17 protein-coding genes are annotated in these 22,451 nt (G+C 63.1%); 13 read left to right on the top strand and 4 right to left on the bottom strand.

Annotation, left to right across the window (positions count from 1 at the left end):
- Both EN943_RS19930 and EN943_RS19925 read right to left on the bottom strand, forming a co-directional pair.
- On the bottom strand, positions 1-1,352 hold a 1,352-nt coding region (locus tag EN943_RS19930), incomplete at its 3' end, for a DUF882 domain-containing protein (protein WP_127414293.1).
- A gap of 408 nt (positions 1,353-1,760) precedes the next feature.
- Positions 1,761-3,296 carry a sigma-54 dependent transcriptional regulator gene (locus EN943_RS19925; RefSeq protein ID WP_127414292.1) on the bottom strand — a complete coding sequence of 512 codons (1,536 nt, stop codon included), beginning with the start codon at positions 3,294-3,296 and terminating at the stop codon, positions 1,761-1,763.
- Positions 3,297-3,473: 177 nt separating this feature from the next.
- Here EN943_RS19925 and EN943_RS19920 point away from each other — a divergent pair, with 177 nt between their 5' ends.
- From EN943_RS19920 to EN943_RS19860, 12 genes are all read left to right on the top strand, one after another.
- A complete protein-coding gene (locus EN943_RS19920) occupies positions 3,474-5,306 on the top strand; it encodes a M3 family oligoendopeptidase (RefSeq protein WP_127414291.1) in 1,833 nt (610 codons plus the stop codon).
- Between the two features lie 362 nt (positions 5,307-5,668).
- A complete protein-coding gene (locus tag EN943_RS19915) occupies positions 5,669-6,406 on the top strand; it encodes a proton-conducting membrane transporter (RefSeq protein ID WP_127414290.1) in 738 nt (245 codons plus the stop codon).
- Positions 6,407-6,587: 181 nt separating this feature from the next.
- On the top strand, positions 6,588-7,733 hold the full coding sequence (locus tag EN943_RS19910; RefSeq protein ID WP_127414289.1) for an aminodeoxychorismate synthase component I: 1,146 nt from the start codon (positions 6,588-6,590) through the stop codon (positions 7,731-7,733).
- Positions 7,682-8,344, top strand: a complete 663-nt coding sequence (locus EN943_RS19905; RefSeq protein ID WP_127414288.1) for an aminotransferase class IV family protein — start codon at positions 7,682-7,684, stop codon at positions 8,342-8,344. The genes EN943_RS19910 and EN943_RS19905 overlap by 52 nt, the downstream gene beginning before the upstream one ends.
- Positions 8,345-8,347: 3 nt before the next feature.
- Positions 8,348-9,295: a DUF3445 domain-containing protein gene (locus EN943_RS19900; RefSeq protein WP_127414287.1), complete on the top strand. Its 948-nt coding sequence runs from the start codon at positions 8,348-8,350 to the stop codon at positions 9,293-9,295.
- A 130-nt stretch (positions 9,296-9,425) separates the two neighbouring features.
- Positions 9,426-10,871, top strand: a complete 1,446-nt coding sequence (locus tag EN943_RS19895; RefSeq protein WP_127414286.1) for a homospermidine synthase — start codon at positions 9,426-9,428, stop codon at positions 10,869-10,871.
- Positions 10,872-11,054: 183 nt separating this feature from the next.
- The gene (locus EN943_RS19890; protein WP_127414285.1) at positions 11,055-11,432 is read left to right on the top strand and encodes a hypothetical protein; all 378 of its coding nucleotides are present in this window, start codon (positions 11,055-11,057) and stop codon (positions 11,430-11,432) included.
- A 187-nt stretch (positions 11,433-11,619) separates the two neighbouring features.
- On the top strand, positions 11,620-13,692 hold the full coding sequence (locus EN943_RS19885; protein WP_127414284.1) for a bifunctional UDP-sugar hydrolase/5'-nucleotidase: 2,073 nt from the start codon (positions 11,620-11,622) through the stop codon (positions 13,690-13,692).
- Positions 13,693-13,928: 236 nt separating this feature from the next.
- Complete coding sequence (gene hemH / locus EN943_RS19875) at positions 13,929-14,993, top strand: ferrochelatase (protein WP_127414283.1); 1,065 nt, start codon at positions 13,929-13,931, stop codon at positions 14,991-14,993.
- A gap of 157 nt (positions 14,994-15,150) precedes the next feature.
- Positions 15,151-16,362 (top strand): FAD-binding oxidoreductase, encoded by a 1,212-nt coding sequence (locus EN943_RS19870; protein ID WP_127414282.1) that lies wholly within the window; start codon positions 15,151-15,153, stop codon positions 16,360-16,362.
- A 121-nt stretch (positions 16,363-16,483) separates the two neighbouring features.
- Complete coding sequence (locus EN943_RS19865; protein ID WP_127414281.1) at positions 16,484-17,434, top strand: SPFH domain-containing protein; 951 nt, start codon at positions 16,484-16,486, stop codon at positions 17,432-17,434.
- 11 nt (positions 17,435-17,445) lie between these two features.
- Entirely contained in the window at positions 17,446-17,910 is a 465-nt protein-coding gene (locus EN943_RS19860) for an NfeD family protein (protein ID WP_127414280.1), read from the top strand.
- Between the two features lie 167 nt (positions 17,911-18,077).
- Here EN943_RS19860 and EN943_RS19855 read toward each other — a convergent pair whose 3' ends face one another.
- A complete protein-coding gene (locus EN943_RS19855) occupies positions 18,078-19,079 on the bottom strand; it encodes a KpsF/GutQ family sugar-phosphate isomerase (protein WP_127414279.1) in 1,002 nt (333 codons plus the stop codon).
- Positions 19,080-19,328: 249 nt separating this feature from the next.
- Here EN943_RS19855 and EN943_RS19850 point away from each other — a divergent pair, with 249 nt between their 5' ends.
- Entirely contained in the window at positions 19,329-21,119 is a 1,791-nt protein-coding gene (locus EN943_RS19850) for an outer membrane beta-barrel protein (RefSeq protein WP_164778274.1), read from the top strand.
- Between the two features lie 315 nt (positions 21,120-21,434).
- On the opposite strand, the gene galU is transcribed toward EN943_RS19850, so the two are convergent.
- Positions 21,435-22,340 (bottom strand): UTP--glucose-1-phosphate uridylyltransferase GalU, encoded by a 906-nt coding sequence (galU, locus tag EN943_RS19845; RefSeq protein WP_127414278.1) that lies wholly within the window; start codon positions 22,338-22,340, stop codon positions 21,435-21,437.
- Between the last annotated feature and the right edge of the window lie 111 nt (positions 22,341-22,451).

The following is a 22,451-nucleotide window of genomic DNA, read 5'->3' as shown; positions in this document are numbered from 1 at the left end:
GCCTTGACCGCGTCCGGCCGGGCCATTTCGGGCCGCGCCGTCGGCAGCACCGAGAACGCATCGGTCGCGGTCTTGCCTTGATCAGCCGTCTCGGCCAGCGCCATCAGCACATCCTTGCTGGGCGGCGCAGCCAGAGCGGCCGGCAGCGAATTGTCGGGACGCCATGTCGGCAACGGTATGTTGTTGACCGCGACCTGGGTCGAATCAGCCGAAGCCGTTGCATCGGCCACGCCGAAAGGAACGCTCGCCGGCGCATGCGCGGTCGCCACGGCCTGCTCGGTGGTGGCTGTCGCCTCCGCCATCGCAAAAGGAACGTTCTCAGGCTGCTGTGCGCCGACATCGGCTTTCGGCCGCGGCGCGAAATCCGGCAGCGGAATGCTTCGCGCCGGCAATGCCGCGATGATCGTCTCCGGCGTGTCCTCTTCAGGCTCCGGAGCCTGCTGCTCGGTCACCTGCGGAATCTCGGCGCGCCGCGCATTCTCCGGCGCCACGATGGCGATGCCCGGGAGGTTGCTGGTCTTGGCTGCCGCTGCCGGCTTCAGGTTTCTAGCCTTGGGTGGGGGGGCAGCAGAAGCGGTCTGGACATCGGCGCTGTCGTCGGCCTCGTCGTCGCCGCCGCCGAAGAAAGCCGACAGGAAGCCACCTGATTTCTTGCTGCTGCCGCCGGCACTGGCCATCTCGATGGCCGGCGAGCCTGAACCCTTGCGCGCCTTGTAGGAGGCGAGCGCCTGCTCAAAGCCGGGCAGCGGCCTGCCGTCGCTCGGCACATGCAGCGTCTTGCCATTGGGGAACAGGCTGACCAGTTCCTGCCGGCTGATACCGGGCCAATGGCGCACATTGCCGACATCCATGTGGACGAACGGCGAACCCGATGATGGATAGTAGCCGACGCCGCCGCCCTGCATCTTGAGACCGATGTTACGCAGCTTCTTCAGCGGCACGCCTGGAATATAGAAATCCATCGCCTTGCCGAGCATGTGCTGGCTCTTCTCGGCGACGCCCCTGCTGCGGCCGCGCAGCATCGAGTTCGTCGACGGCGAGCGATAGCCGCAGACGACTTGGATGTAGTCCGTGGCACCTGCTTCCCGATACGCCTCCCAGACCAGATCCAGCAGACGCGGATCCATCTTGGTCGGCTCGTTGCGACGCCAGTCGCGCAAAATGATGTTGATCTTCCTGAGACCCTCGGGAACGTAGCGGCCGTTGCGCTTGTAGACGATCTCGGCCTTCTCATGGGTGTGGAGATGGTAAAGCTTCAGCGACCGTGTTTCGGCGCTGGCTCCGCTCGCAGCCGCGGCAACAAAACCAAAAGCGACAACCAACACTGCCAGCCACTTTGGCCAGACGCTCAAATGATGGTGCCGCCTGTTTGTGTGTCGTTCGATTCTGTTCAAATCAAAAGGCCTTGCAGGCTGCCGTTTGTCCCCGGATTTGTCCAAACGGATGTGGCATTAGCACACCCGAATATCGATCCTAATGGTTAATCATCGCTTATTGAAGCCGAAATGCGGTAACACCGTGGCGATATCCCGTCAAAAATTGTTCACAAGGTTTCTTGGTAAACCGCTGGTTTAGATCAGATTTTCGCCTTTGCCCCGAACACGATCTGTTACCGTTAGCCTTAATGCGTGAACAGAGCTGTCCATGGGACAGCCACAATGCCGCTGAAACGGCGATACAAGGCCCGTTGTGGCATTGCAAGCTGGCGCCGGCCTTGTGGCAAGTCGGATTCCGGGCCGAAGCTCAGCCCGGCATCGCCCCTAGGAGGCGAGCCGGTCCACGCGGCCTGTCTCCGGATCGATGCCGTGTTCCTTGAGCTTGCGATAGAGCGTCGAGCGGCCGATGCCGAGTCGGCGGGCGACTTCGCTCATCTGTCCGTTGTAGTGATCGATGGCAAGCTTGATCATCTCGAGTTCGACATCGGCAAGTGCCCGCACATTGCCGCGCTCGTCGAGCGCCCGCAACGTGCCGAAGCGAGGCTGCAGCCTTGCCGGCGGATCGAACGCGATCGCTTGGCCGCTTTCGCCGGGCAAGGCCTCGTCATCGCGCCCCTCCGAGGACAGGGACGGCGACGGCGCGTCGCCGTCCAAATCGAGGTTGACGGTGCCTTCCACTTGCGCCCGGATCTGCGGGAAGTCCTCGGTGGAAAGCACGTCGCCTTCACAAAGCACCGAGGCACGGAAGACGGCATTTTCGAGCTGGCGGATGTTTCCGGGCCAGTCATAGACCTGCAGCACGGCGAGCGCTGCCGCCGAAATACCCTGCAGGCGACGATGCGGGTCGGCCGGCGCCACCTTCTCCATGAAATGGGTGACCAGATACGGGATGTCATCGCGGCGGTCGCGCAGCGGCGGCACGAAGATCGGATAGACGTTCAGCCGGTAGAACAGATCCTCGCGGAACTTGCCGTCCTTGACCTGCTGCAGGAGGTTGCGGTGCGTCGCCGAAATCAGCCTGATATCGACCCTGACGGTCGAGCGTCCACCGACCGGGTCTACCTCGCCGTCCTGGACCGCGCGCAACAGCTTGACCTGCACGTCGAGCGGCAGGTCGCCGATCTCGTCGAGGAACAGTGTGCCCGAATGCGCTTCGACGAACTTGCCCGTGTGCTTGTCGGTGGCGCCGGTGAACGAGCCCTTCTCATGGCCGAACAGGATCGATTCGACCAGATTGTCGGGGATGGCGCCGCAATTGACGGTGACGAAGGGTTTCGAACGGCGGTCGCCACTGCCCTGGATGGCGCGCGCCACCAGTTCCTTGCCGACGCCGGACTCGCCCTCGATCAGGATCGGGATGTTGGATGCCGCCGCTTTCTGGCCAAGACGGATCACCCTGTCCATGGCCGGGCTGTGCGTGATCATGTCCTTGAAGGTCAGGAGGCCGCCGCGACGGCGCGACGTGCGCTTGACCTCGCCCTCGACGGCCTCGACCTTGAGCGCATTGCCGATCGACGCCTGCAGCCTGTCGGGAGACGCCGGTTTGACGACGAAATCGAAGGCGCCATGACGCATCGCCGAAACCACCGTCTCGATACCGCCCTGCGCGGTCTGCACGATGGCCGGCACGTTGATGTCGCGCTCGCGCATCGCCTTCAGCACGCCGATACCGTCGAGACCGGGCATGACCAGATCGAGGATGACCACCGACACCTCGCGGGCGCCGGGTCCATCGAGGACATCAAGAGCGGCCGCGCCGCCGTCGACGACGATAGCGCTGTAGCCGAACCGCGTCACCGCCGCTTCGAGCAGCCGGCGTTGCACCGGATCGTCATCGACTATGAGTATGGAACCTGTCATGACTGATACGACTACGCCCGCCCGAGGAATCCTGCCCTGTGGACCATCTTGGCACAGGGTTCTAAATAAGGTTTCAAAAAACCCGGTGAATGAATTCCTTAGGATTTGACCGGCTTCTCGTTTCTCCTTGAACCTTGGCCACGGAAGGTGTCGGCAATGCATAAGGATTCTGGGCACATGGTTTCCGCACGGCGGCTGGCGGCGCCGGCCTCCGGTCAGGGCGCGGCCGAGCTTGGCGACCTGCCGGAATGGAACCTTGCCGATCTCTATGCCGGCATGGATGCGCCAGAGCTGAAGCGCGACATCGCCAAGGCTGCCACTGATGCGATCAGCTTCGAGAGCCGCTGGAAGGGCACGCTGGCCGCCGAGGCCGAGCGCGGCAGCGCCGGCAGGCTGGGCGAGGCGCTTGTTGCCTACGAGGCGCTGGAGGAGCTGATCGGCCGCATCGTCTCCTATGCGGGACTGGTTTATGCCGGAAACACCGCCGATCCCCAGCGCGCCAAGCTCTATGGCGACGTCCAGGAGAAGATGACCGACGCCAGCGCGCACCTTCTGTTCTTCGCGCTCGAACTCAACCTGATAGACGATGCGTCGATCGAAGGCGCGCTCGCCGGCGATCCCGCCTTCGGCCACTATCGGCCATGGGTGCTCGATCTGCGCAAGGACAAGCCTTACCAGCTCGAGGACCGCGTCGAGCAGCTCTTCCACGAAAAGTCGATCACCGGGCGCGGCGCCTGGAACCGCCTGTTCGACGAGACGATGACCGACCTTCGCTTCGACATCGACGGCGAGGACCTGACGCTGGAGCCGGCGCTGAACCGCTTGCAGGATGCCGACGGCGAGGTGCGCCGCCGGGCGTCCGAGGCGCTGGCCACGACCTTCCGCAAAAATTTGCGCACCTTCACGCTGATCACCAACACGCTGGCCAAGGACAAGGAGATATCCGACCGCTGGCGCGGCTTCGAGGACATCGCCGATTCACGCCATCTCGCCAACCGCGTCGAGCGCAGCGTGGTGGACGCCCTGGCTTCCGCCGTTCGCGACGCCTATCCGCGCCTGTCGCACCGATATTACGCGATGAAGGCACGCTGGCTGGGCATGGAGGTGATGAACCACTGGGACCGCAACGCGCCATTGCCGGATACGCCCCAGGCGATCATCGGCTGGGACGAGGCCAGGAACACCGTGCTATCCGCCTATCAGCGCTTTTCGCCCGACATGGCCGAGATCGCGCGAACCTTCTTCGACCGCAACTGGATCGACGCGCCGGTGCGGCCCGGCAAGTCGCCTGGCGCCTTCGCGCATCCGACCGTACCGTCAGCGCATCCCTATGTCCTGCTCAACTACATGGGCAAGCCGCGCGATGTGATGACGCTGGCGCACGAGCTCGGCCACGGCGTGCATCAGGTGCTGGCCGGCGGCCAGGGCGCACTGATGGCCTCGACGCCGCTAACGTTGGCCGAGACGGCATCGGTCTTCGGCGAGATGCTGACCTTCCGCTCGCTGCTCGACCAGACCACCGACCGGCGCGAGCGCAAGGCCATGCTCGCCCAGAAGGTCGAGGACATGATCAACACGGTCGTGCGCCAGATCGCCTTCTATGAATTCGAGCGCAAGGTGCATGCCGAACGCAAGAACGGCGAACTGACCTCCGACAAGCTCGGTCAGTTCTGGCTCGAAGTGCAGGCCGAAAGTCTGGGTCCCGCCATCAAGTTGCGCGAAGGCTACGAGGTGTTCTGGACCTACATACCGCACTTCATCCATTCGCCCTTCTATGTCTATGCCTATGCTTTCGGTGACTGCCTGGTGAACTCGCTCTACGCGGTCTACCAGAACGCCGAGCGCGGCTTTCAGGACAAGTATTTCGAAATGCTGCGCGCCGGGGGCACCAAGCATCATTCCGAGCTTCTAGCGCCCTTCGGGCTCGACGCCACCGATCCCGCCTTCTGGCAGATCGGGCTTGGCGTCATCAGTGGCCTGATCGACGAGCTGGAGGCGCTCGACGCTTGAACCGCGTCCCTCAGGCGTCGCTCTGACAGTTTAGCCGGAATGCATGTTGGGACAGCTCTACTATCGCCCTAAATATCTGTTCTTGAAGTACTCTCCACCGAAGTTTTCCGATAGCTTTCCACAAGCTCTATGATAGCCTTCGCTCCAAGCTCAGCCGGAGCGCATGCGGATCGGCGAGGAGAAATCTCAGCCGGCCGTGGCGCGCAGGTGAACGCGACAACGGCCGTTGGCCATGGGCAAGCAAAGCCGATCGCCGACAGCTCGAACCGAAGCCGGCTGTTCTGCTTACCGCGGAACCACCAAGAGTAGTCCTTCGCCGAAGGTCATGACCCACGGCAGACGGATCTGACTGGAGAGAGACAATGGGCACTTTTTTCTACGTGGTCCTGGCGTTCCTGATAGGCGTGTTGGTCGGCTGGTTCCTTTGGGGGCGCCTGCGCGGTGAACTCGACAGCTTGCGCGGCGACCTCGACCGTACACGCAGCGAACGCGACAGGCTGCGCACCGACAGCGACCGCCTGACCGGCGAACTCGATGCATGCGGCAAGACCCGCGCCGACCTTGAGCGCCGGCTGCGCGAAGCGTCGGCCGCACCTGCCGCCGGAAGCAGCGCGGCAAAGCCGGCAAGCCAGGCGCCGGCGGCCCTGATGTCGACCCCCGCGACGGCCAAATCCGCCACCACAAAGCCCGCGCCGGCCAAACCGGCCGCTGCGAAAGCGGTCTCTGCCAAGGCGGTCCCTGCCAAGCCGGCGGCGAAACCCGCCGCCACCAAAACCTCGGCTCCAGCCAAATCCGCAACGAGCAAGCCTGCAACAGCCAAGCCTGCCTCCGGCCCGGCATCCGGAAAGCCCGACAATCTGCGTCGGCTGATCGGTATCGGTCCGGTCAACGAGAAGCTGCTCAAGGCGCAAGGCGTCACCAGCTTCGCCCAGATCGCGTCCTGGACAGCGGCCGATATCAAACGGATCGAGGACGTCATGAATTTCGATGGCCGCATCGCGCGCGAACGCTGGATCGAGCAGGCCAAGCTGCTCGCCGCCGGCAACGAGAAGGAATTCGCCAAGCAGTTTCCAACAGCCGGAACCTCCAGCAACAGCTGATCGCCAGGCGAACACTGAAGATTGCAAGCGGCGGCGCCATATCGGCGTCGCCGTTTGCTCTTGGTTCCTGAGTTGGCCCAAAGGTCGGCTTTAAGAGGCAGCGTGCCGTTCTCTCGATTGCGCGCGGGCGGCACCCCATATAGAGCGGTTGAAGCTTCATTGACCGCAGCATTCGGTGCCCATGTCCCTGCCCGCCGCAATTTTTCGCAATGACAAAAGCGCGCGCCAGCTCGTTTTCGACCGGCCGGCCGATATCATCGTGGCGCACGAAGCAGGGGAGTTCGAGCCGGCTCTGGAAGCAGCACAAGCCGCGCATGATGCAGGCAAATGGCTTGCCGGCTATTTCTCGTATGAGGCGGGCTACCTGTTCGAACCCAAGCTCGTTCCCCTGCTGCCGAACGGACGCCGCTCCCCACTCGTGTGCCTTGGGGTTTTCGATGCCCCGGTCGAAGAGGCGGTGCCACCGCGCGACACGGCGGCGACCAATGGTCCGATCTTCGACGCCCGTGCGACGTGGTCGCCCGAGGACTATGAAAAACGCTTCTCGCGGCTGCACCAGCACATCCGGCAAGGTGATTGCTACCAGGGCAATCTGACCTTTCCCGTGCATGCGCAATGGTCAGGCGAGCCGCTGGCCGCCTTCAATGCATTGACTGAACGTCAGCCGGTGAAATATGGCGCGCTGATCGCGCTCGGTGAACCCATCGTGCTGTCGCGCTCGCCTGAACTGTTCTTCGAGATCGACGCCGAGGGCATGATCGAGACGCATCCGATGAAGGGAACGGCACCGCGCGGCGCCACCAAGGCCGAGGACGAACGGCAGAAGATCTTCCTGCGCAATGACGAGAAGAACCAGGCCGAAAACCGGATGATCGTCGATCTGCTGCGCAACGATATCTCGCTGATCAGCGAGGTGGGCACGCTGGACGTGCCGGCGCTGTTCCGCATCGAGACCTACCCGACCGTGCATCAGATGGTGAGCGACGTCAGGGCCAAACTGCTGCCGGGTCTCTCTATCCGCCAGATCTTCGCGGCGCTGTTTCCTTGCGGTTCGATCACCGGCGCGCCTAAGATCCGTGCCATGGAGATCCTGCGCGATCTGGAAGGCACGCCCCGCGATGCCTATTGCGGCGCCATAGGCTGGATCGCACCGGGCGGCCCGATGCGCTTTTCCGTGGCGATCCGCACCATCTCGCTCTTTTCGGGCGGCGAGGCCGTCTACAATGTCGGAGGCGGCGTCGTCTTCGATTCGACGGCGCAGGAGGAGTATCAGGAGTGTCTGCTGAAAGCGCGCTTCGCGACGGGAACACCGCCGACTTTCAGTTGATCGAGACCATGCGCTGGGAACCCGGCCCGGGCTTCCTGCGCTTCGATCGTCATCTTGCGCGCCTTTATGGCTCGGCGGCGGAGCTCCGCTTCCACTGTGATCCAGGTACGGTCGGCGAGGCGCTGAGCAGCGCGGTCAGCGGTTCCGGCGTTGCCATGCGCACGCGGCTCGTCCTGTCGCACGATGGTGAGGTGACGGCCTCGGCGCAACCTTATGAACCGCTCGCCGCCGACAAGGTCTGGATGCTGCGGCTGGCGCGGACCAGGCTCGATTCGAACGACACGCTGCTGCGCCACAAGACCAGCCGGCGGCAGCTCTACACGCGTGCCCGCGCCGAACACCTCATCACCCAGGCGGACGAGGTGCTTATGGCCAACGAGCGCGGCGAGATCTGTGAAGGCACGATCACCAATGTCTTTGCCGATCTCGGCGACGGCGTGCTGGCTACGCCCCGGCTCGACTGCGGCCTGCTGCCTGGTGTATTGCGCGCGCAGCTTCTGGATGAAGGCCGCGCCCGCGAAGCGATCTACAGCCTGGACGATCTGAAATCCGCCAAGTCCCTGTTCGTCGGCAATTCGCTGCGCGGACTGATCCCCGCAAGACTGACCTGAAACATGACAACTGTGCCCACTCACCCAAAACACACGCTCCCCACCCACACGCCCTATGACGGCTCGTCGAAACTGTTCAGCATCGGGCTGAAGCCGCTCGACCCGGCGGACTGGATCGAGGTCGATGGTCATCTGCTGCCATATCTCGCTGAAAAGCACCGGCTCTATGCCGAAATCCCCGACCGTGTTTTCGTCGAGGAGGACGGCACGCGCGATGCCCAGCAGGAAGTACTCGACTTGCTTGGTGCGCATCTACTGGAGAGGTTCCCCGAAACCCATCGGCTCGGCGGATCAGGCGTCGAGGTGGCGGGCGCGGCGAACCGACTGCCTGCTTCCCTCGCCGATGCGCCGCTGGCCAGAGCCTCACAGCTCATCCAGGAGGATTTGATCCTGATGCGCAGCAGTGACAGCGGCTGGCGGCTGGTCGCCGGCTCGCTCTGCTTTCCCTCGTCCTGGTCGCTCCTGGAGAAATTCGGCAAGCCGCTGCAGGACATCCACGCGCCGGTGCCGGGTTTCGGCCCGGGCACGCGTCCGGCGGAACTCATCAACCGGATGTTCGATGGCCTCCAGGGGCAGGCCGTCGAGCGCTACAACTGGTCGATCCAGTCCGACAACGCGCTCTACCATCCGCTTTCCGACCTGCAGCGCATCGACCGCGCCACCAACCGGCCGTCGCGCTTTCCCGATGGCGACATCGACGCCCATGCCTTCATCCGCGTCGAGCGGCAAACCCTGCGCAAACTGCCTGTTTCACGCGATATCCTGTTCACCATCCGTATCCATCTCGACCCGCTCGCCGTGCTGGCCAGGCACCCTGATCGGGCGAAGCTCGCGGCGTCTTTCGCCGCCCAGCTCGAAGCGCTCGATTTCGCCCAGCTCGACTACAAGGGCCTCACATCAGACCGCGATCGGCTGGTCGCCGTCCTTAACCACATGGCCAATCCAGCATAGCCGCTGGTTGGCTCTTTTCGCTGGTTTGTGACAATGATCTGTGATGTAGCGCATGGCGGCCGGGCAAAAAATGCCCGGTTTTTGCGCGTGTCTTCCCAGTTTCCTGGGTTTTGAAGGAGTGCTCGATAAAATGGCGAATGAAAACTGGCCCGTTTACGGTGAAATCACCGGCCCTGTCGTGATGATCGGCTTCGGCTCGATCGGCCGGGGAACGCTGCCGCTGATCGAACGCCATTTCAAGTTCGACAAGTCGCGCATGACGGTGATCGATCCGCGCGACACCGACCGCAAACTGCTCGATGAACGCAGCATCGCCTTCGTCCAGGAAGCGGTGACCGAGAAGAACTACAAGAAGCTCTTGACCCCGCTTCTGACCAATGGGGGCGGCCAGGGCTTTTGCATCAACCTGTCGGTCGATACCGGCTCGGTGGATCTGATGCGGCTCTGCCGCAAGCTCGGCGTGCTCTACATCGACACCGTCGTCGAGCCATGGCTCGGCTTCTATTTCGACGCCAAGGCCGATAACGCCAGCCGCACCAATTACGCGCTGCGCGAGTCGCTGCTCAAGGAAAAGCACGACAAGCCCGGCGGCGCCACGGCCGTCTCCACCTGCGGTGCCAACCCCGGCATGGTCTCTTGGTTCGTCAAGCAGGCGTTGGTCAATCTCGCTACCGATCTTGGCCTGGAGTTCTCGGAGCCCGCGCAGGACGACCGCGAGGGCTGGGCCAAGCTGATGAAAAAAGCCGGCGTCAAGGGCATCCACATCGCCGAACGCGACACCCAGCGCGCCAAGAAGCCGAAACCGATGGATGTGTTCTGGAACACCTGGTCGGTCGAGGGCTTCATCTCCGAGGGCCTGCAGCCCGCGGAACTTGGCTGGGGCACACACGAGACATGGACGCCGAAGAACGCCAAGAAGCACAAGCACGGCTCCAAGGCAGCCATCTATCTGGAGCAGCCGGGCGCCAACACGCGCGTGCGCTCGTGGTGCCCGACGCCCGGCGCGCAATACGGCCTGCTGGTGACGCATAATGAGGCGATCTCGATCGCCGATTTCTTCACCGTGCGTTCGAAGAAGGGCAAGGTGCATTACCGCCCGACCTGCCACTATGCCTACCATCCCTGCAACGACGCGATGCTGTCGCTCGACGAGATGTTCGGCGCGGCCGGCAAGCCTCAGCCGGTGCATCATGTGCTCGACGAGAACGAATTGATCGATGGCGTCGACGAACTCGGCGTGCTGCTCTACGGCCACGACAAGAATGCCTACTGGTACGGCTCGCAGCTGTCGCTCGCCGAAGCGCGCAAGCTGGCGCCCTATCAGAACGCCACCGGCATGCAGGTCACCTCGGCGGTGCTCTCGGGCATGGTCTGGGCGCTGGAGAATCCCGAGGCCGGCATCGTCGAAGCCGACGAGATGGACTACAGGCGCTGCCTGGAAGTGCAGTCCCAGTATCTCGGACCGGTCAAGGGCTACTACACCGACTGGACGCCGCTCGATAACCGCCCCGGTCTGTTCCCGGAAGACCTCGACCGGAACGACCCGTGGCAGTTCCGCAACATCCTTGTGCGATAGCAGCACCGCCTAGCTGCCTCACTGCCTTGCAATCGCCCGGAAATCGGGCGATTGAAGGGATGCGGACCACAGCGATACGCGTTCATCTGGACGCACGTCGCTCTGGAAACTTGGATGCACGCCTCGTGCCTGTCGAAAATCGATTCCGATTTTCGGGCCGATGCGAGAGGAGAGGATTTTCACATGATCATTGCGCGCAAAATTCTTTCGATGAGCGTGGCGGGTGCCATTGCGACGATGCTCGCCGCCTGTGCGACCAGCGGCCCTGATGAACCGCCGATGGCAGCGGCGCCGAAAGGCGTCGAGGGCTCGTGGATCGACGCCAAGGGCACTGGCCTGTCGACCTTCACCGGCGGCACCTTCACGACGGTAGCCACCGACACCGGCCAGAAGCTTGCCGACGGCAGCTACACGATGACCGGCGCCACTTCGGTGCAGATCAACGGGACGTCACTGATCCGCCAGACCGCGGTCAGCTTCAACTGCCTGATGGTGTCGACAAGCCAGCTCAACTGCACGAGCTCCAGCGGTCAGAATTTCGTGCTGACAAGGCGCGTCTGAACCCACGACCATTGGTTTTCCAAGGACGGCGGCCGCTTGGCCGCCGTCCTTTTTTGTGCCGGCAAAGGGTCCCGGATTCCGCTTGCGTCATCGGGAACGCGATGGGAACATGGCCAAAGCGCCGGCTGTTATGTTCTAGTGAAGCAAGAGCGCTAATGGCCTCTGATCAGCTTTCCGGGAGACGAAGATGAAGAAGCTTGCCGCCATTGCAGCCCTGTCAGCCTCAGCCCTCGGTCTGTCGGCCGGCGCATCCTTTGCCGACTACACGCTGAACATCCTGCATATCAACGACTGGCACAGCCGCATCGAAGGCAACAACAAATATGAATCGACCTGCTCGGCGGACGAGGAAACCAAGGGCGAGTGCATCGGTGGCGCGGGCCGGCTGATCACCGCGATCGCCCAGGAACGCAAGAAGCTGGAAGGCCAAAACGTGCTGCTGCTCAGCGCCGGCGACAATTTCCAGGGCTCGCTGTTCTACACGACCTATAAGGGCAAGGTCGAAGGCGAATTCCTCAACGACATGAAGTTCGATGCCATGGCGCTCGGCAACCATGAATTCGACGATGGCGAGGCGGCCCTGGCGCCGTTCCTCGACATGATCAAGTTCCCGGTGCTCGGCGCCAATGTGAAGGCCAACGCGCAATCCAAGCTCGGCGACCGAGTCAAGCCATCTGTTGTCGTCGAGGTCGGCGGCCAGAAGATCGGCATCATCGGCGCGATCACCAACGACACGCCGGATCTCGCTTCCCCCGGACCCAACGTCGCAATAGAGGACGACGTCAAGTCGATCACCGCTGAAGTCGAGAAGCTCAAGGGCGAAGGCGTCAACAAGATCATCGCCGTGACCCATATCGGCTACAGGCGCGAGCGCGACGTGATTGCCAAGATCCCGGGCATCGATGTCGTCGTCGGCGGCCACAGCCATTCGCTGCTGTCGAACACCGACCCCAAGGCGGAAGGCCCCTATCCGACGATGGTCGACAATCCGGACGGCTACAAGGTGCCGGTGGTGCAGGCGGCGTCCTATTCGAAATACCTCGGCGAGTTCAAAGTGGTGTTCGACGACAATGGCGTCGTCAAATCGGCCAGCGGCGACCCGATCTATCTCGACAAGTCGATCACCCCCGACCCGGCCGTGCTCGCCCGCATCAAGGAGCTTGGGGCGCCGATCGAGGCGTTGAAGAACAAGGAAGTGGCGGAAACCACCGACGTCATCGACGGCAGTCGCGAGAGCTGCCGCACCCGCGAATGCGCGATGGGCAATCTCGTCTCCGACGCCATCCTCGACCGCGTCAAGGGACAGGGCGTCGAGATCGTCATCTCCAATGGCGGCGGCCTGCGCGCCTCGATCGACAAGGGCACCGTCACCATGGGCGAGGTGCTGACCGTGCTGCCGTTCCAGAACACGCTGGCGACCTTCCAGATTTCGGGCAAGGATCTGGTGGCCGGCCTCGAGGGCGGCCTCAGCCAGGTCGAGGACGGCGCCGGGCGCTTCCCGCAGGTCGCCGGCCTGAAATATTCCTTCGACAAATCCGTCGCGCCCAATGCCGGCCGCGTCAAATCGGTGGAAGTCATGGAAGGCGGCGCCTGGACGCCGATCAAGCCGGACAAGGACTATCTGGTCGCCACCAACAACTATGTCCGCCAGGGCGGCGACGGCTACAAGGTCTTCGCCGACAAGGCCAAGAATGCCTACGATTACGGCCCCGGCCTCGAACAGGTGGTTGCCGACTATCTCGGCGCCCACCGGCCCTACACGCCGAAGCTCGACGGCCGCATCACCGAGATAGCCGCGACCGTCGCCGCGGCGCCTGCGGCCCCGGCTGCTGAGCCGGCAAAGCCAGCCGAAGCGGCCCCGGCAACCCCGGCGCCCGCACCGGCTGAAGCCGCCAAGCCCGCCGATGCGGCACCGGCAATGCCCGAATTGCCGGCCAACTCGGGCGACATCGCCAACACGCCCCCGGCCATATCGACAGAGGGAGCGCCACCCCCGCCAGCGCCACCGGCCGAGGCGGCAAAACCGGCTGAAGCAGCCCCCGCCCCGGCGGCACCGGCTCCCGCCGCCGAGCAGGCAAAGCCGGCGGAGGCTGCGCCGGCCGAAGCCAGCCATGTCATCGTTGCCGGCGACACCTATTGGGATCTGGCCAAGAAGGCCTATGGCGACGGTGCCAAGTGGAAAGTCATTTCGGGCGCCAACAAGGGCTATGAGCCGCGCCGGCTTCCGGTCGGCGCAACGCTGACCATCCCGCCGAAATAGCCTCGCTTATAGGCCTGAATGACACCGCCCGTCCGAAAACAGGACGGGCGTCCTGTTTTCGGACTAATGCATGTCGCCCAAAAGTGACCTCGGTTTTGGGAGAACGACATGCATAAAAACAAAGACTTAAAGCGGGTCGTCTGAATCCATTCAGACAATCCGCTTTAAGGTGCGGCCAGACGCTGCATTGAATGCGCGCGCAAGATGGTTAGGTTCGCGTCTCCCGGAGAACCTTTATGACGCTTTCCACTCCTGCCGAACCCAAGGTCGCAAAGGCGATCGGCCCGTTGCCCGCTGGGCATCCGCCGGTCAAGGCGGGCAAGATCGGCGTCATGCTGGTCAATCTGGGCACGCCCGATGGCACCGATTTCAAGCCGATGTGGCGGTATCTGCGTGAATTCCTGTCCGATCCGCGCGTCATCGAGCTCAACAGGGCGATCTGGTATCCGATCCTCTATGGCCTTGTGCTCACCACACGGCCCAAGAAGTCGGGCGCCAACTACGCCCGTATCTGGAACCGGGAAAAGAACGAGTCGCCCTTGCGCACCTACACCCGCGCCCAGGCCGAAAAGCTGGCCGAAGCACTGCGCGACCTGCCTGATGTCGCCGTCGACTGGGCGATGCGCTATGGCAACCCTTCAACCGCCAGCATTGCCCAGCGTCTGGTCGACCAAGGCTGCGACCGCATTCTTTCCTTCCCGCTCTATCCGCAATATTCGGCGACGACCACGGCAACCGCCAACGACCAGCTGTTTCGCGCGCTGATGAAGATGCGCCGCGCACCGGCCGTCCGCAGCGTGCCGCCCTACTACGACGAACCGGTTTACATCGAAGCGCTGGCGCGCTCGATCGAACAACATCTGGCGACGCTGGACTTCGAGCCGGAGGTGGTCATCACCTCCTATCACGGCATTCCAAAACCGTATTTCGAGAAGGGCGACCCCTATCATTGCCACTGCCAGAAGACGACGCGGCTGCTGCGCGAACGGCTTGGCTGGAGCGAGAAGAAACTGATCATCACCTTCCAGTCGCGCTTCGGCGCGCAGGAATGGCTGCAGCCCTATACCGACAAGACGGTCGAGAAACTCGCGCAGGACGGCGTCAAATCGATCGCCATCGTCAATCCGGGCTTTTCGGTCGACTGCATCGAGACGCTGGATGAGATCGGCCGCGAGGCAGCCGAGACCTTCCACCACGCCGGCGGCAAGAATTTCGCCCATATCCCTTGCCTCAACGACAGCACCGACGGCATGGCGGTGATCGAGGCGATGGTGCGGCGCGAACTGTCCGGCTGGGTCTAGGAGAAATTCCAGGAAAAGTGTGAACGGTTTTACCGGGAAAAGCGCGTAGCGCTTTCCCTAGGAACTTTCGTCAACCGGAGAGTTAGAGCGGTTCGCCGCTCTAACTCCGGAACAACACAAGCTCCGAGGCGTTAAGGCGCGCCCTCCGGAGAATGCGATGCCCGGCAAACTCGACCTCAGAACTGGCCGGCCCGTCTGGTCCGCCTATCGGTCGCCTGCGGTGCCGACGGACCGTCTGAGCCGGGATGTCAAGACGGATGTGCTGGTCGTCGGCATGGGCATCAGCGGCGCCATGATGGCCGACGCGCTGACGGCCGATGGCCATCGGGTGATCTGCATCGACCGGCGCGGCCCGCTGAAGGGCTCGACGGCCGCGACCACCGCACTGGTGGCATTCGAAATAGATCAGCCTCTCTCCACGCTCTCGAAGATGGTCGGCAGAGCCTCGGCGCAGCAGGCCTGGCGGCGCTCGCGGCTCGCCGTTTCCAATCTCGCCGGACGCATCGTCGAACTCGGCATCAATTGTGGCCTAAGCCGCACGCCGTCGCTCTATCTGGCCGGCACGATGCTTGGTCCGTCGGAACTGCGCGACGAGGCCGAGGCGCGTCGGCTAGCCGGCATCGCCGCGACCTATCTCACGCCGGCACCGCTGGCGGAAACATTCGGCATCGACCGCGAAGGCGCCATTCTCAGCCATGGCAACATCGCGCTCGACCCGCGCAAGCTGACGGCCGGGCTGCTGCTGAAATCCCTGGAGCGCAAGGCACGCTTCTACGCCCCCGTCGAAGCGACAGTGATCGAGGACAGCGCCGAAGCTGTTGTCGTCGCGACCAGGGATGGCCCGACCATAACCGCACGACATGTCGTTCTGGCCACCGGCTACGAACTGGTCGACATCGTGCCGGCCGCGGCCCACCAGATCATCTCGACATGGGCGCTCGCGACACGCCCGCAATCGCGAAAGATCTGGCCGCAGGCGGCGTTCATCTGGGAGGCGTCGGACCCCTACCTCTATGCCAGGGCGACCGTCGACGGCCGGGTTGTCTGCGGCGGCGAGGACGAGGATTTTGTCGACGAAGCGCGGCGCGACGATCTGATCGCCGACAAGAGCGCGCGCATCGCCGAGAAGCTCGCCCTGATATTTCCGCATCTCGACACCAGACCCGATTTTGCCTGGACGGGTTCGTTCGGAACCACGACCACCGGCCTGCCCTATATCGGCGCCATTCCCCGCCACCCCCGCATCCATGCGGTGATGGGCTATGGCGGCAACGGCATCACCTTCTCGCAGATCGCTTCCGAGCTTGTCCCGGCTTCGATCAACGGGCTGGATGACACAGATGCAAGGCTGTTTGCCTTCAACCGCTGAGTGCAAACCTATAAACAATCCATCATCACCTGATTGTAACGCATCTGAAACACACTTAAGTCTTTGGTGAAGTCGGCTGCGCGAGAATGGCTTGAGCGGCCTTCGTCTGAGGGAGAGCCAAATGAATTTCAGTGGTTTCGATATTGCGGTTGGTGCACTTGCCCTTCTGGTATTGGTGCTGCTGATCAAAGGCATCAGGACAATCCCGCAAGGTTACAACTATACGGTGGAGCGCTTTGGCCGTTACACCAAGACACTGAGCCCGGGCCTCAATTTCATTTACCCGTTCATCGACCGCATCGGCGCCAAGATGAACATGATGGAGCAGGTGCTCGACGTTCCGAGCCAGGAAATCATCACCCGCGACAACGCCATTGTCGGTGTCGACGGCATTGCCTTTTTCCAGATCCTCAATGCGGCGCAGGCCGCCTATCAGGTTTCCGGACTGCAGAACGCCATCCTCAATTTGACGATGACCAACATCCGTACAGTCATGGGTTCGATGGATCTCGACGAACTCCTGTCGAACCGCGACGCCATCAACGAGCGCCTGCTGCGCGTCGTCGATGAAGCAGCCCATCCATGGGGCATCAAGATCACCCGCGTCGAGATCAAGGACATCAACCCGCCGGCCAACCTTATCGAATCGATGGGCCGGCAAATGACGGCCGAACGCAACAAGCGCGCGCAGATCCTTGCCGCCGAAGGTCTCAAGCAGTCGCAGATCCTCGAGGCCGAAGGCCGCAAGGAAGCCGCCTTCCGCGATGCCGAGGCGCGCGAGCGCTCGGCCGAGGCGGAAGCCCGCGCCACCCAAGTGGTGTCGGAAGCGATCTCCAAAGGCGATGTGCAGGCGCTGAACTACTTCGTGGCGCTGAAATACACCGAAGCGCTTGGCAGGATTGGCACGGCGACCAACAGCAAGATCGTGCTGATGCCCTTCGAGGCGTCGTCTCTGATCGGCTCGCTCGGCGGCATCGGCGAGATCGCCAAGGAAGTCTTCCGCAGCGAAGGCACGACCGGCTCGCAACGGCAGGCCGCTCGCCCGCCGGTCATTCGCCCAACCGACAACTGAGGTCGAAACCAATGATCGACCGCATCGTTTCCGAACTCGGCCCGTGGAACTGGATGGTTCTCGGTTTCGTCCTGCTGGTGATGGAAATCATCGCGCCGGGTATCTTCATGCTATGGATCGGCATCGCCGCGCTGATCATCGGCGCCGTGTCGCTGCTGATCTGGGACGCCGGCTTCTGGACCTGGCAGATCCAGGTCCTCGCCTTCCTGGCACTGTCGCTGGTCTCGGCCTATGTCGGCAAGAAGCTGGTCGGCAGCCGCAACGACCCGACCGACCAGCCGCTGCTCAACCGGCGCGGCGCGCAAATGGTCGGCAGGATGGCGACACTTGCCGAACCGATCCAGGACGGGCGCGGCCGCATCAAGCTCGGCGACACACTGTGGCGTGTCTCCGGCCCGGATTTGCCGGCCGGCACGCAAGTGCGCGTGACAGGTGCAGCCGATACGGATCTGGAACTGACCGTCGAGGCGGTCTGAATTCTTAAAACCCGCCGCTTGGACAAGGTGTGTTGAAATTCAGATCAGGCCGAGTCGAAAACGGTGGGTTCCGAGAACCGGAGCGGAGCGTACTTTCGGGTACGTGAGCACCGGAAGCGCAGGAAACCGTCGTTTGCAGACCGGCATCACCTGAATATCAGCACAGCTTAGGCGGCGCCGATACGCAGCAGGTCGTGCAGGTGGATAAGGCCGACTGGTTTCCGGCCCTCCACCACCATCAGGCTGGTGATGGCCGAATTGTTGATCGTCTGCAGCGCCGTTGCCACCAGCGTGTCCGGCGTCGCGGTCTTCGGGCCTTTTGTCATCACCTGATCCACCGTCATCGCCAGCAGATTGCTGCCGATGTGACGGCGGATGTCGCCATCGGTGATGATGCCGACCAGCGCACCGTCGGCGTCGGTGATCGCCACGCAGCCAAATCCCTTGCGCGACAGTTCCAGGATTGCGTCCTGCATGCCGGTGCCCGCAACCACCAGCGGCAGCCTGTCGCCGACATGCATGATCTCGCGGATCTGCGTCAGGTTGGCGCCGAGTTGGCCGCCCGGGTGAAAGGTGCGGAAATGGTCAGGCGTGAAGCCGCGTGCTTCCAGCAGCGCAATCGCCAGCGCGTCGCCCATCACCAGTTGCAGCAGCGTCGATGTCGTTGGCGCCAGGCCGTGCGGACAGGCCTCCGGAGCGCGCGGCAAAAGCAGCACCACGTCCGCCGCCCGCGCCAACGCCGATGTCTCTCCGGCGGTAATGGCGATCAGCGGAATGGAAAAGCGCCTGGAATAGGCGACGATGCCCATCAGTTCCTTGCTCTCGCCCGACCACGACATGGCGATGATGGCGTCGTCCCTGGCGATCATGCCGAGATCGCCGTGGTTGGCTTCGGCGGGATGGACAAAGAAAGCCGGCGTGCCGGTCGAGGCCAGCGTCGCCGCGATCTTCGAACCGATATGGCCGCTTTTGCCGACACCGGTGACGATGAGCCGGCCTTCAATCCCGGAGATCATCTCGACCGCCTGCGCGAAAGGCGCGGCCAATCCGTTCTCCAGGGCCTCGGCAAGGGCCGCAACCCCGGCCTGTTCGGTTGCCACCGTCCTCAGCGCCGAAGCGATCGAGGCTTGCCTGTCCGAAGGCTTCTTATCCAGGGATCCCGCATGCATGGCTGATGCGATTAGCGCTTTGCCGGCGCGCTGTCCAACAGAAATGGCCCCAGGCATGTCGCTCGAACCTGTGCGGTGGTTTCAGACGACGGCAGGCGCGAAAACAAAAGCTTAACGCACGCGGTATGAATCCCTTTGGAAATCAGCGCTTCAGGCGACTGACGGGCCGCCGCCTCAACCCTCCGTTAACCATCCCCATTTACGGTTCGGTAAGTATGGCGCGCGTGCGCCGCGCAAGCAGTGGTGGCGATGTCCGGGGTCCAGCCAGAAAATTCGACAGGACGTGGGGGCAAGGCGGTCTGCGCCTTGCTGCTGGCGACCAGCATGTTTGCCTTGCTGCGCCCAACGGCGCTCCATGCCCAGGAAACAGAACTGCGCGGCGAAGTTTCGGAATCGGCGATCCTGTCCGACCAGCAGCGCAAGGCGAGACAGCTGGCCCTGGCAGCGCAGGGTCAACAGCCGGCCAACGCCGCGCAGGACAACGCGCCGGCCCGCACCTACCTGCCGGCCAGCGCCGGTGCCGTGCCTGACGACGCCGACACTGGCGACGCCACCGCGACCGGCAGCCTCTTCGACCCGCCGGCAGCCACTGACGACACGTCCGCCGACACGGCGGCGGCGCCCAAGCCTCGCCGCCGCTCATCGAGCGCCAGGCAGAATGCGGCTGACCAGGCCAAGGACAAGGCTGCCGACAAATCGAAAAAGAAGAAGAAATCGACGGCCGGCACCTCCGACATCACCGCTTCCACGACCGCCTCCACGACGGATGCCAGCGATGGTGAAGAGACAGACGAGGACACGGCCAACCGCCGCGCACTCACCATCGACAGTGCCGACAAGCAGAAGCTCGACCCAGGCGCGGAGCGCACGGACGCCATCGAAGGCCAGAAAAAGAAGCTGGAGGATGATCCGTTCGCCGCCACCGGCGTCAAATGGGGCTCTTTCGTCATCCGGCCGACGATCGAACAGGGCCTGACCGCCACCTCGAACGGCGATTCGAGCAGTGCCGGCACGTCGGCGCTGCTGTCCGAGACGGCGCTGCGCTTTTCCGCCGCCTCCGACTGGCGCGAGAACTCAGCCATGATCGACGGCTATGGCCTGTTTCGCGAGACCGTCTCGGGTTACCCGGTTCACGACGAGCAAGGGCGCATCGAAGGCCAGCTCAATGTCGACCTCGACAATGAGTTGCGTGCCATCGCCAAGCTCGGCTACGAGGCCGTGCCGGAATCGGCATCATCGCCGGACGCCATTGCGGGTGTCAGCAAACAGCCGCTGCGGCAGACCCTCGATGGCAGCCTCGCCGTCGAAAAGCATCTCGGCAAGATGCAGTACACCTTGACCGGCGCGGTCTCGCACGACTTCTACGGCGACGCCAAGCTCTCGGACGGCACCTCGCTGTCGCAGAAGGATCAGGACTCCACGCTCTACACGGCGACGTTGCGCACCGGCTATGAGATCTCCCCTGCCCTGACCCCCTTCACTGAAATCGAGGTCGGCCGCCGGACCTATGATCAACGCATCGACAATGAAGGCTTCGAGCGCTCGTCGACGCGGCTAGGCGCCCGCGCTGGCCTTGCACTCGACATGGGTGAGAAGCTGTCGGGCGAATTCTCGGCCGGCTGGCTCAGGGAAGCGATCGACGACAAAAACCTTGATGCGATCTCGGGTGCCACCGTCAACGCCGACCTCAAATGGTCACCCGAGCGCGGCACAACGATCGGCCTGACCGGGCGGACTACCGTCGAGCCCACGACCACATCGGGCGAAAGCGGCGACATCCTCTATTCCGGTCGCCTGACAGGCGAACGCCAGATTCGCGCCAACCTCACCGCCAACGCGGCTCTGGGCCTCGACTGGCGTGATTACATCGGCATCGACGGCCATGACAGGGTGTTGAGTGCCGAGGCCGGACTGACCTGGTGGCTGAACCGCTACGCCGGCCTCAACACAAGGGTGAGGACCGAGAAGCTGACCAGCAATTTGCCGGGACGCGACTACACCGCCAACAGCATCTTCCTCGGCGTGAAGGTGCAGCGGTAGGACATCTTAGCCAAGTTCGGCCGCGACATCCCTTCCTTCGTCATCCTTGGGCGGAGCTTCGCAAAGCGGAGCGTAGACCCAAGGATCCATGCCGCGACGGGTGCCAGGGTCGCCACGGTCAAGAATGGCCACCCCTTCCGTTCCGCCTACTTCGTTGCTCGGTGTGCCATTCCTAAATTCTTCACCGCAGCGAAGCTGAGAAGTCACGGCATGGATCCTTGGGTCTCCGCGACGTCGCTACGCTCCTGCTCCGCCCAAGGATGACGAAGGCATGATAGCCTGCTGCTGAGCAACCCTCCGGCAGCCAATACCCGCCTAGGAAGCAGCGCCGCGGCGCTCGGATGGCTTCATCTCATCGAGAAGCGTGCGGATCACACCGGCCATGTTCTCGTTCATGTCGCTGCGCCACAGCGCGAAGGCGACATTGGCCTCGACAAAACCTTCCGGCGATCCACAGTCGAACGTGCGGCCCTGATAGTGATAGCCGTAAAAGGGCTGCTGCTTTTCCAGCTTCAGCATGGCGTCGGTGAGCTGGATCTCGTTGCCGGCACCCTTTTCCTGGCCTTCGAGAATCTTGAAGATCTCCGGCTGCAGGATGTAGCGGCCGTTGATGTAGAGATTGGACGGCGCGGTGCCGGTCTTCGGCTTTTCCACCATCTCGGTGATGCGGAAACCGTGATGCGTGTCCTCGCCGCGGCCGACGATGCCGTATTTGTGGGCGTCGGCGGGATCGCATTCCTGCACGGCGATGATGTTGTTGCCGGTCTCCTCGTAGAGCTCGACCATTGCCTTCATGCAGCTCTTCTCCGACTGCATGATCATGTCGGGCAGCAAAAGCGCGAAGGGCTCGTCGCCGACGAGCTCGCGGGCGCACCAGACGGCGTGGCCAAGCCCCATCGGCACCTGCTGGCGTGTGAAACTGGTCTGCCCCGGCGCCGGCTGCAGCCGCTGCAGGCGGGCGAGCTGGTCGTCCTTGCCGCGCTGGGCCAGCGTGTCATAGAGCTCGAACTGGATGTCGAAATGGTCCTCGATGACGGCCTTGTTGCGGCCGGTGACGAAGATGAAATGCTCGATACCGGCCTCGCGCGCCTCATCCACCACATACTGGATGACCGGGCGGTCGACGACGGTCAGCATTTCCTTGGGGACAGCCTTGGTGGCCGGGAGAAACCGTGTGCCGAGACCGGCGACCGGGAAGACTGCCTTGCGAACTCTCTTCATGCTTTCAATTATCCGTTTGATGGCCGGCTCCGCAATCCCCGTTTCAAGACATTTTCACGCCGGAATTTGGGACTACTGGGCAACTGAGGGGAATGTCCACCGGTAAAGCTT

This window comes from Mesorhizobium sp. M7A.F.Ca.US.006.01.1.1 (assembly GCF_003997935.1).
GTDB lineage: Bacteria > Pseudomonadota > Alphaproteobacteria > Rhizobiales > Rhizobiaceae > Mesorhizobium.
Note: the sequence above shows the minus strand (reverse complement) of the source record. Positions and strands in the feature narration are given on the sequence as shown.

Coding starts and splice junctions, on each gene's coding strand:
- EN943_RS19890 (WP_127414285.1), top strand. CDS start 11,055: ATGATCATTGCGCGCAAAATTCTTTCGATGAGCGTGGCGGGTGCCATT.
- EN943_RS19925 (WP_127414292.1), bottom strand. CDS start 3,296: ATGACAGGTTCCATACTCATAGTCGATGACGATCCGGTGCAACGCCGG.
- EN943_RS19910 (WP_127414289.1), top strand. CDS start 6,588: ATGTCCCTGCCCGCCGCAATTTTTCGCAATGACAAAAGCGCGCGCCAG.
- galU (WP_127414278.1), bottom strand. CDS start 22,340: ATGAAGAGAGTTCGCAAGGCAGTCTTCCCGGTCGCCGGTCTCGGCACA.
- EN943_RS19920 (WP_127414291.1), top strand. CDS start 3,474: ATGGTTTCCGCACGGCGGCTGGCGGCGCCGGCCTCCGGTCAGGGCGCG.
- EN943_RS19850 (WP_164778274.1), top strand. CDS start 19,329: ATGTCCGGGGTCCAGCCAGAAAATTCGACAGGACGTGGGGGCAAGGCG.
- EN943_RS19895 (WP_127414286.1), top strand. CDS start 9,426: ATGGCGAATGAAAACTGGCCCGTTTACGGTGAAATCACCGGCCCTGTC.
- EN943_RS19870 (WP_127414282.1), top strand. CDS start 15,151: ATGCCCGGCAAACTCGACCTCAGAACTGGCCGGCCCGTCTGGTCCGCC.
- EN943_RS19865 (WP_127414281.1), top strand. CDS start 16,484: ATGAATTTCAGTGGTTTCGATATTGCGGTTGGTGCACTTGCCCTTCTG.
- EN943_RS19860 (WP_127414280.1), top strand. CDS start 17,446: ATGATCGACCGCATCGTTTCCGAACTCGGCCCGTGGAACTGGATGGTT.
- EN943_RS19900 (WP_127414287.1), top strand. CDS start 8,348: ATGACAACTGTGCCCACTCACCCAAAACACACGCTCCCCACCCACACG.
- hemH (WP_127414283.1), top strand. CDS start 13,929: ATGACGCTTTCCACTCCTGCCGAACCCAAGGTCGCAAAGGCGATCGGC.
- EN943_RS19885 (WP_127414284.1), top strand. CDS start 11,620: ATGAAGAAGCTTGCCGCCATTGCAGCCCTGTCAGCCTCAGCCCTCGGT.
- EN943_RS19855 (WP_127414279.1), bottom strand. CDS start 19,079: ATGCATGCGGGATCCCTGGATAAGAAGCCTTCGGACAGGCAAGCCTCG.
- EN943_RS19915 (WP_127414290.1), top strand. CDS start 5,669: ATGGGCACTTTTTTCTACGTGGTCCTGGCGTTCCTGATAGGCGTGTTG.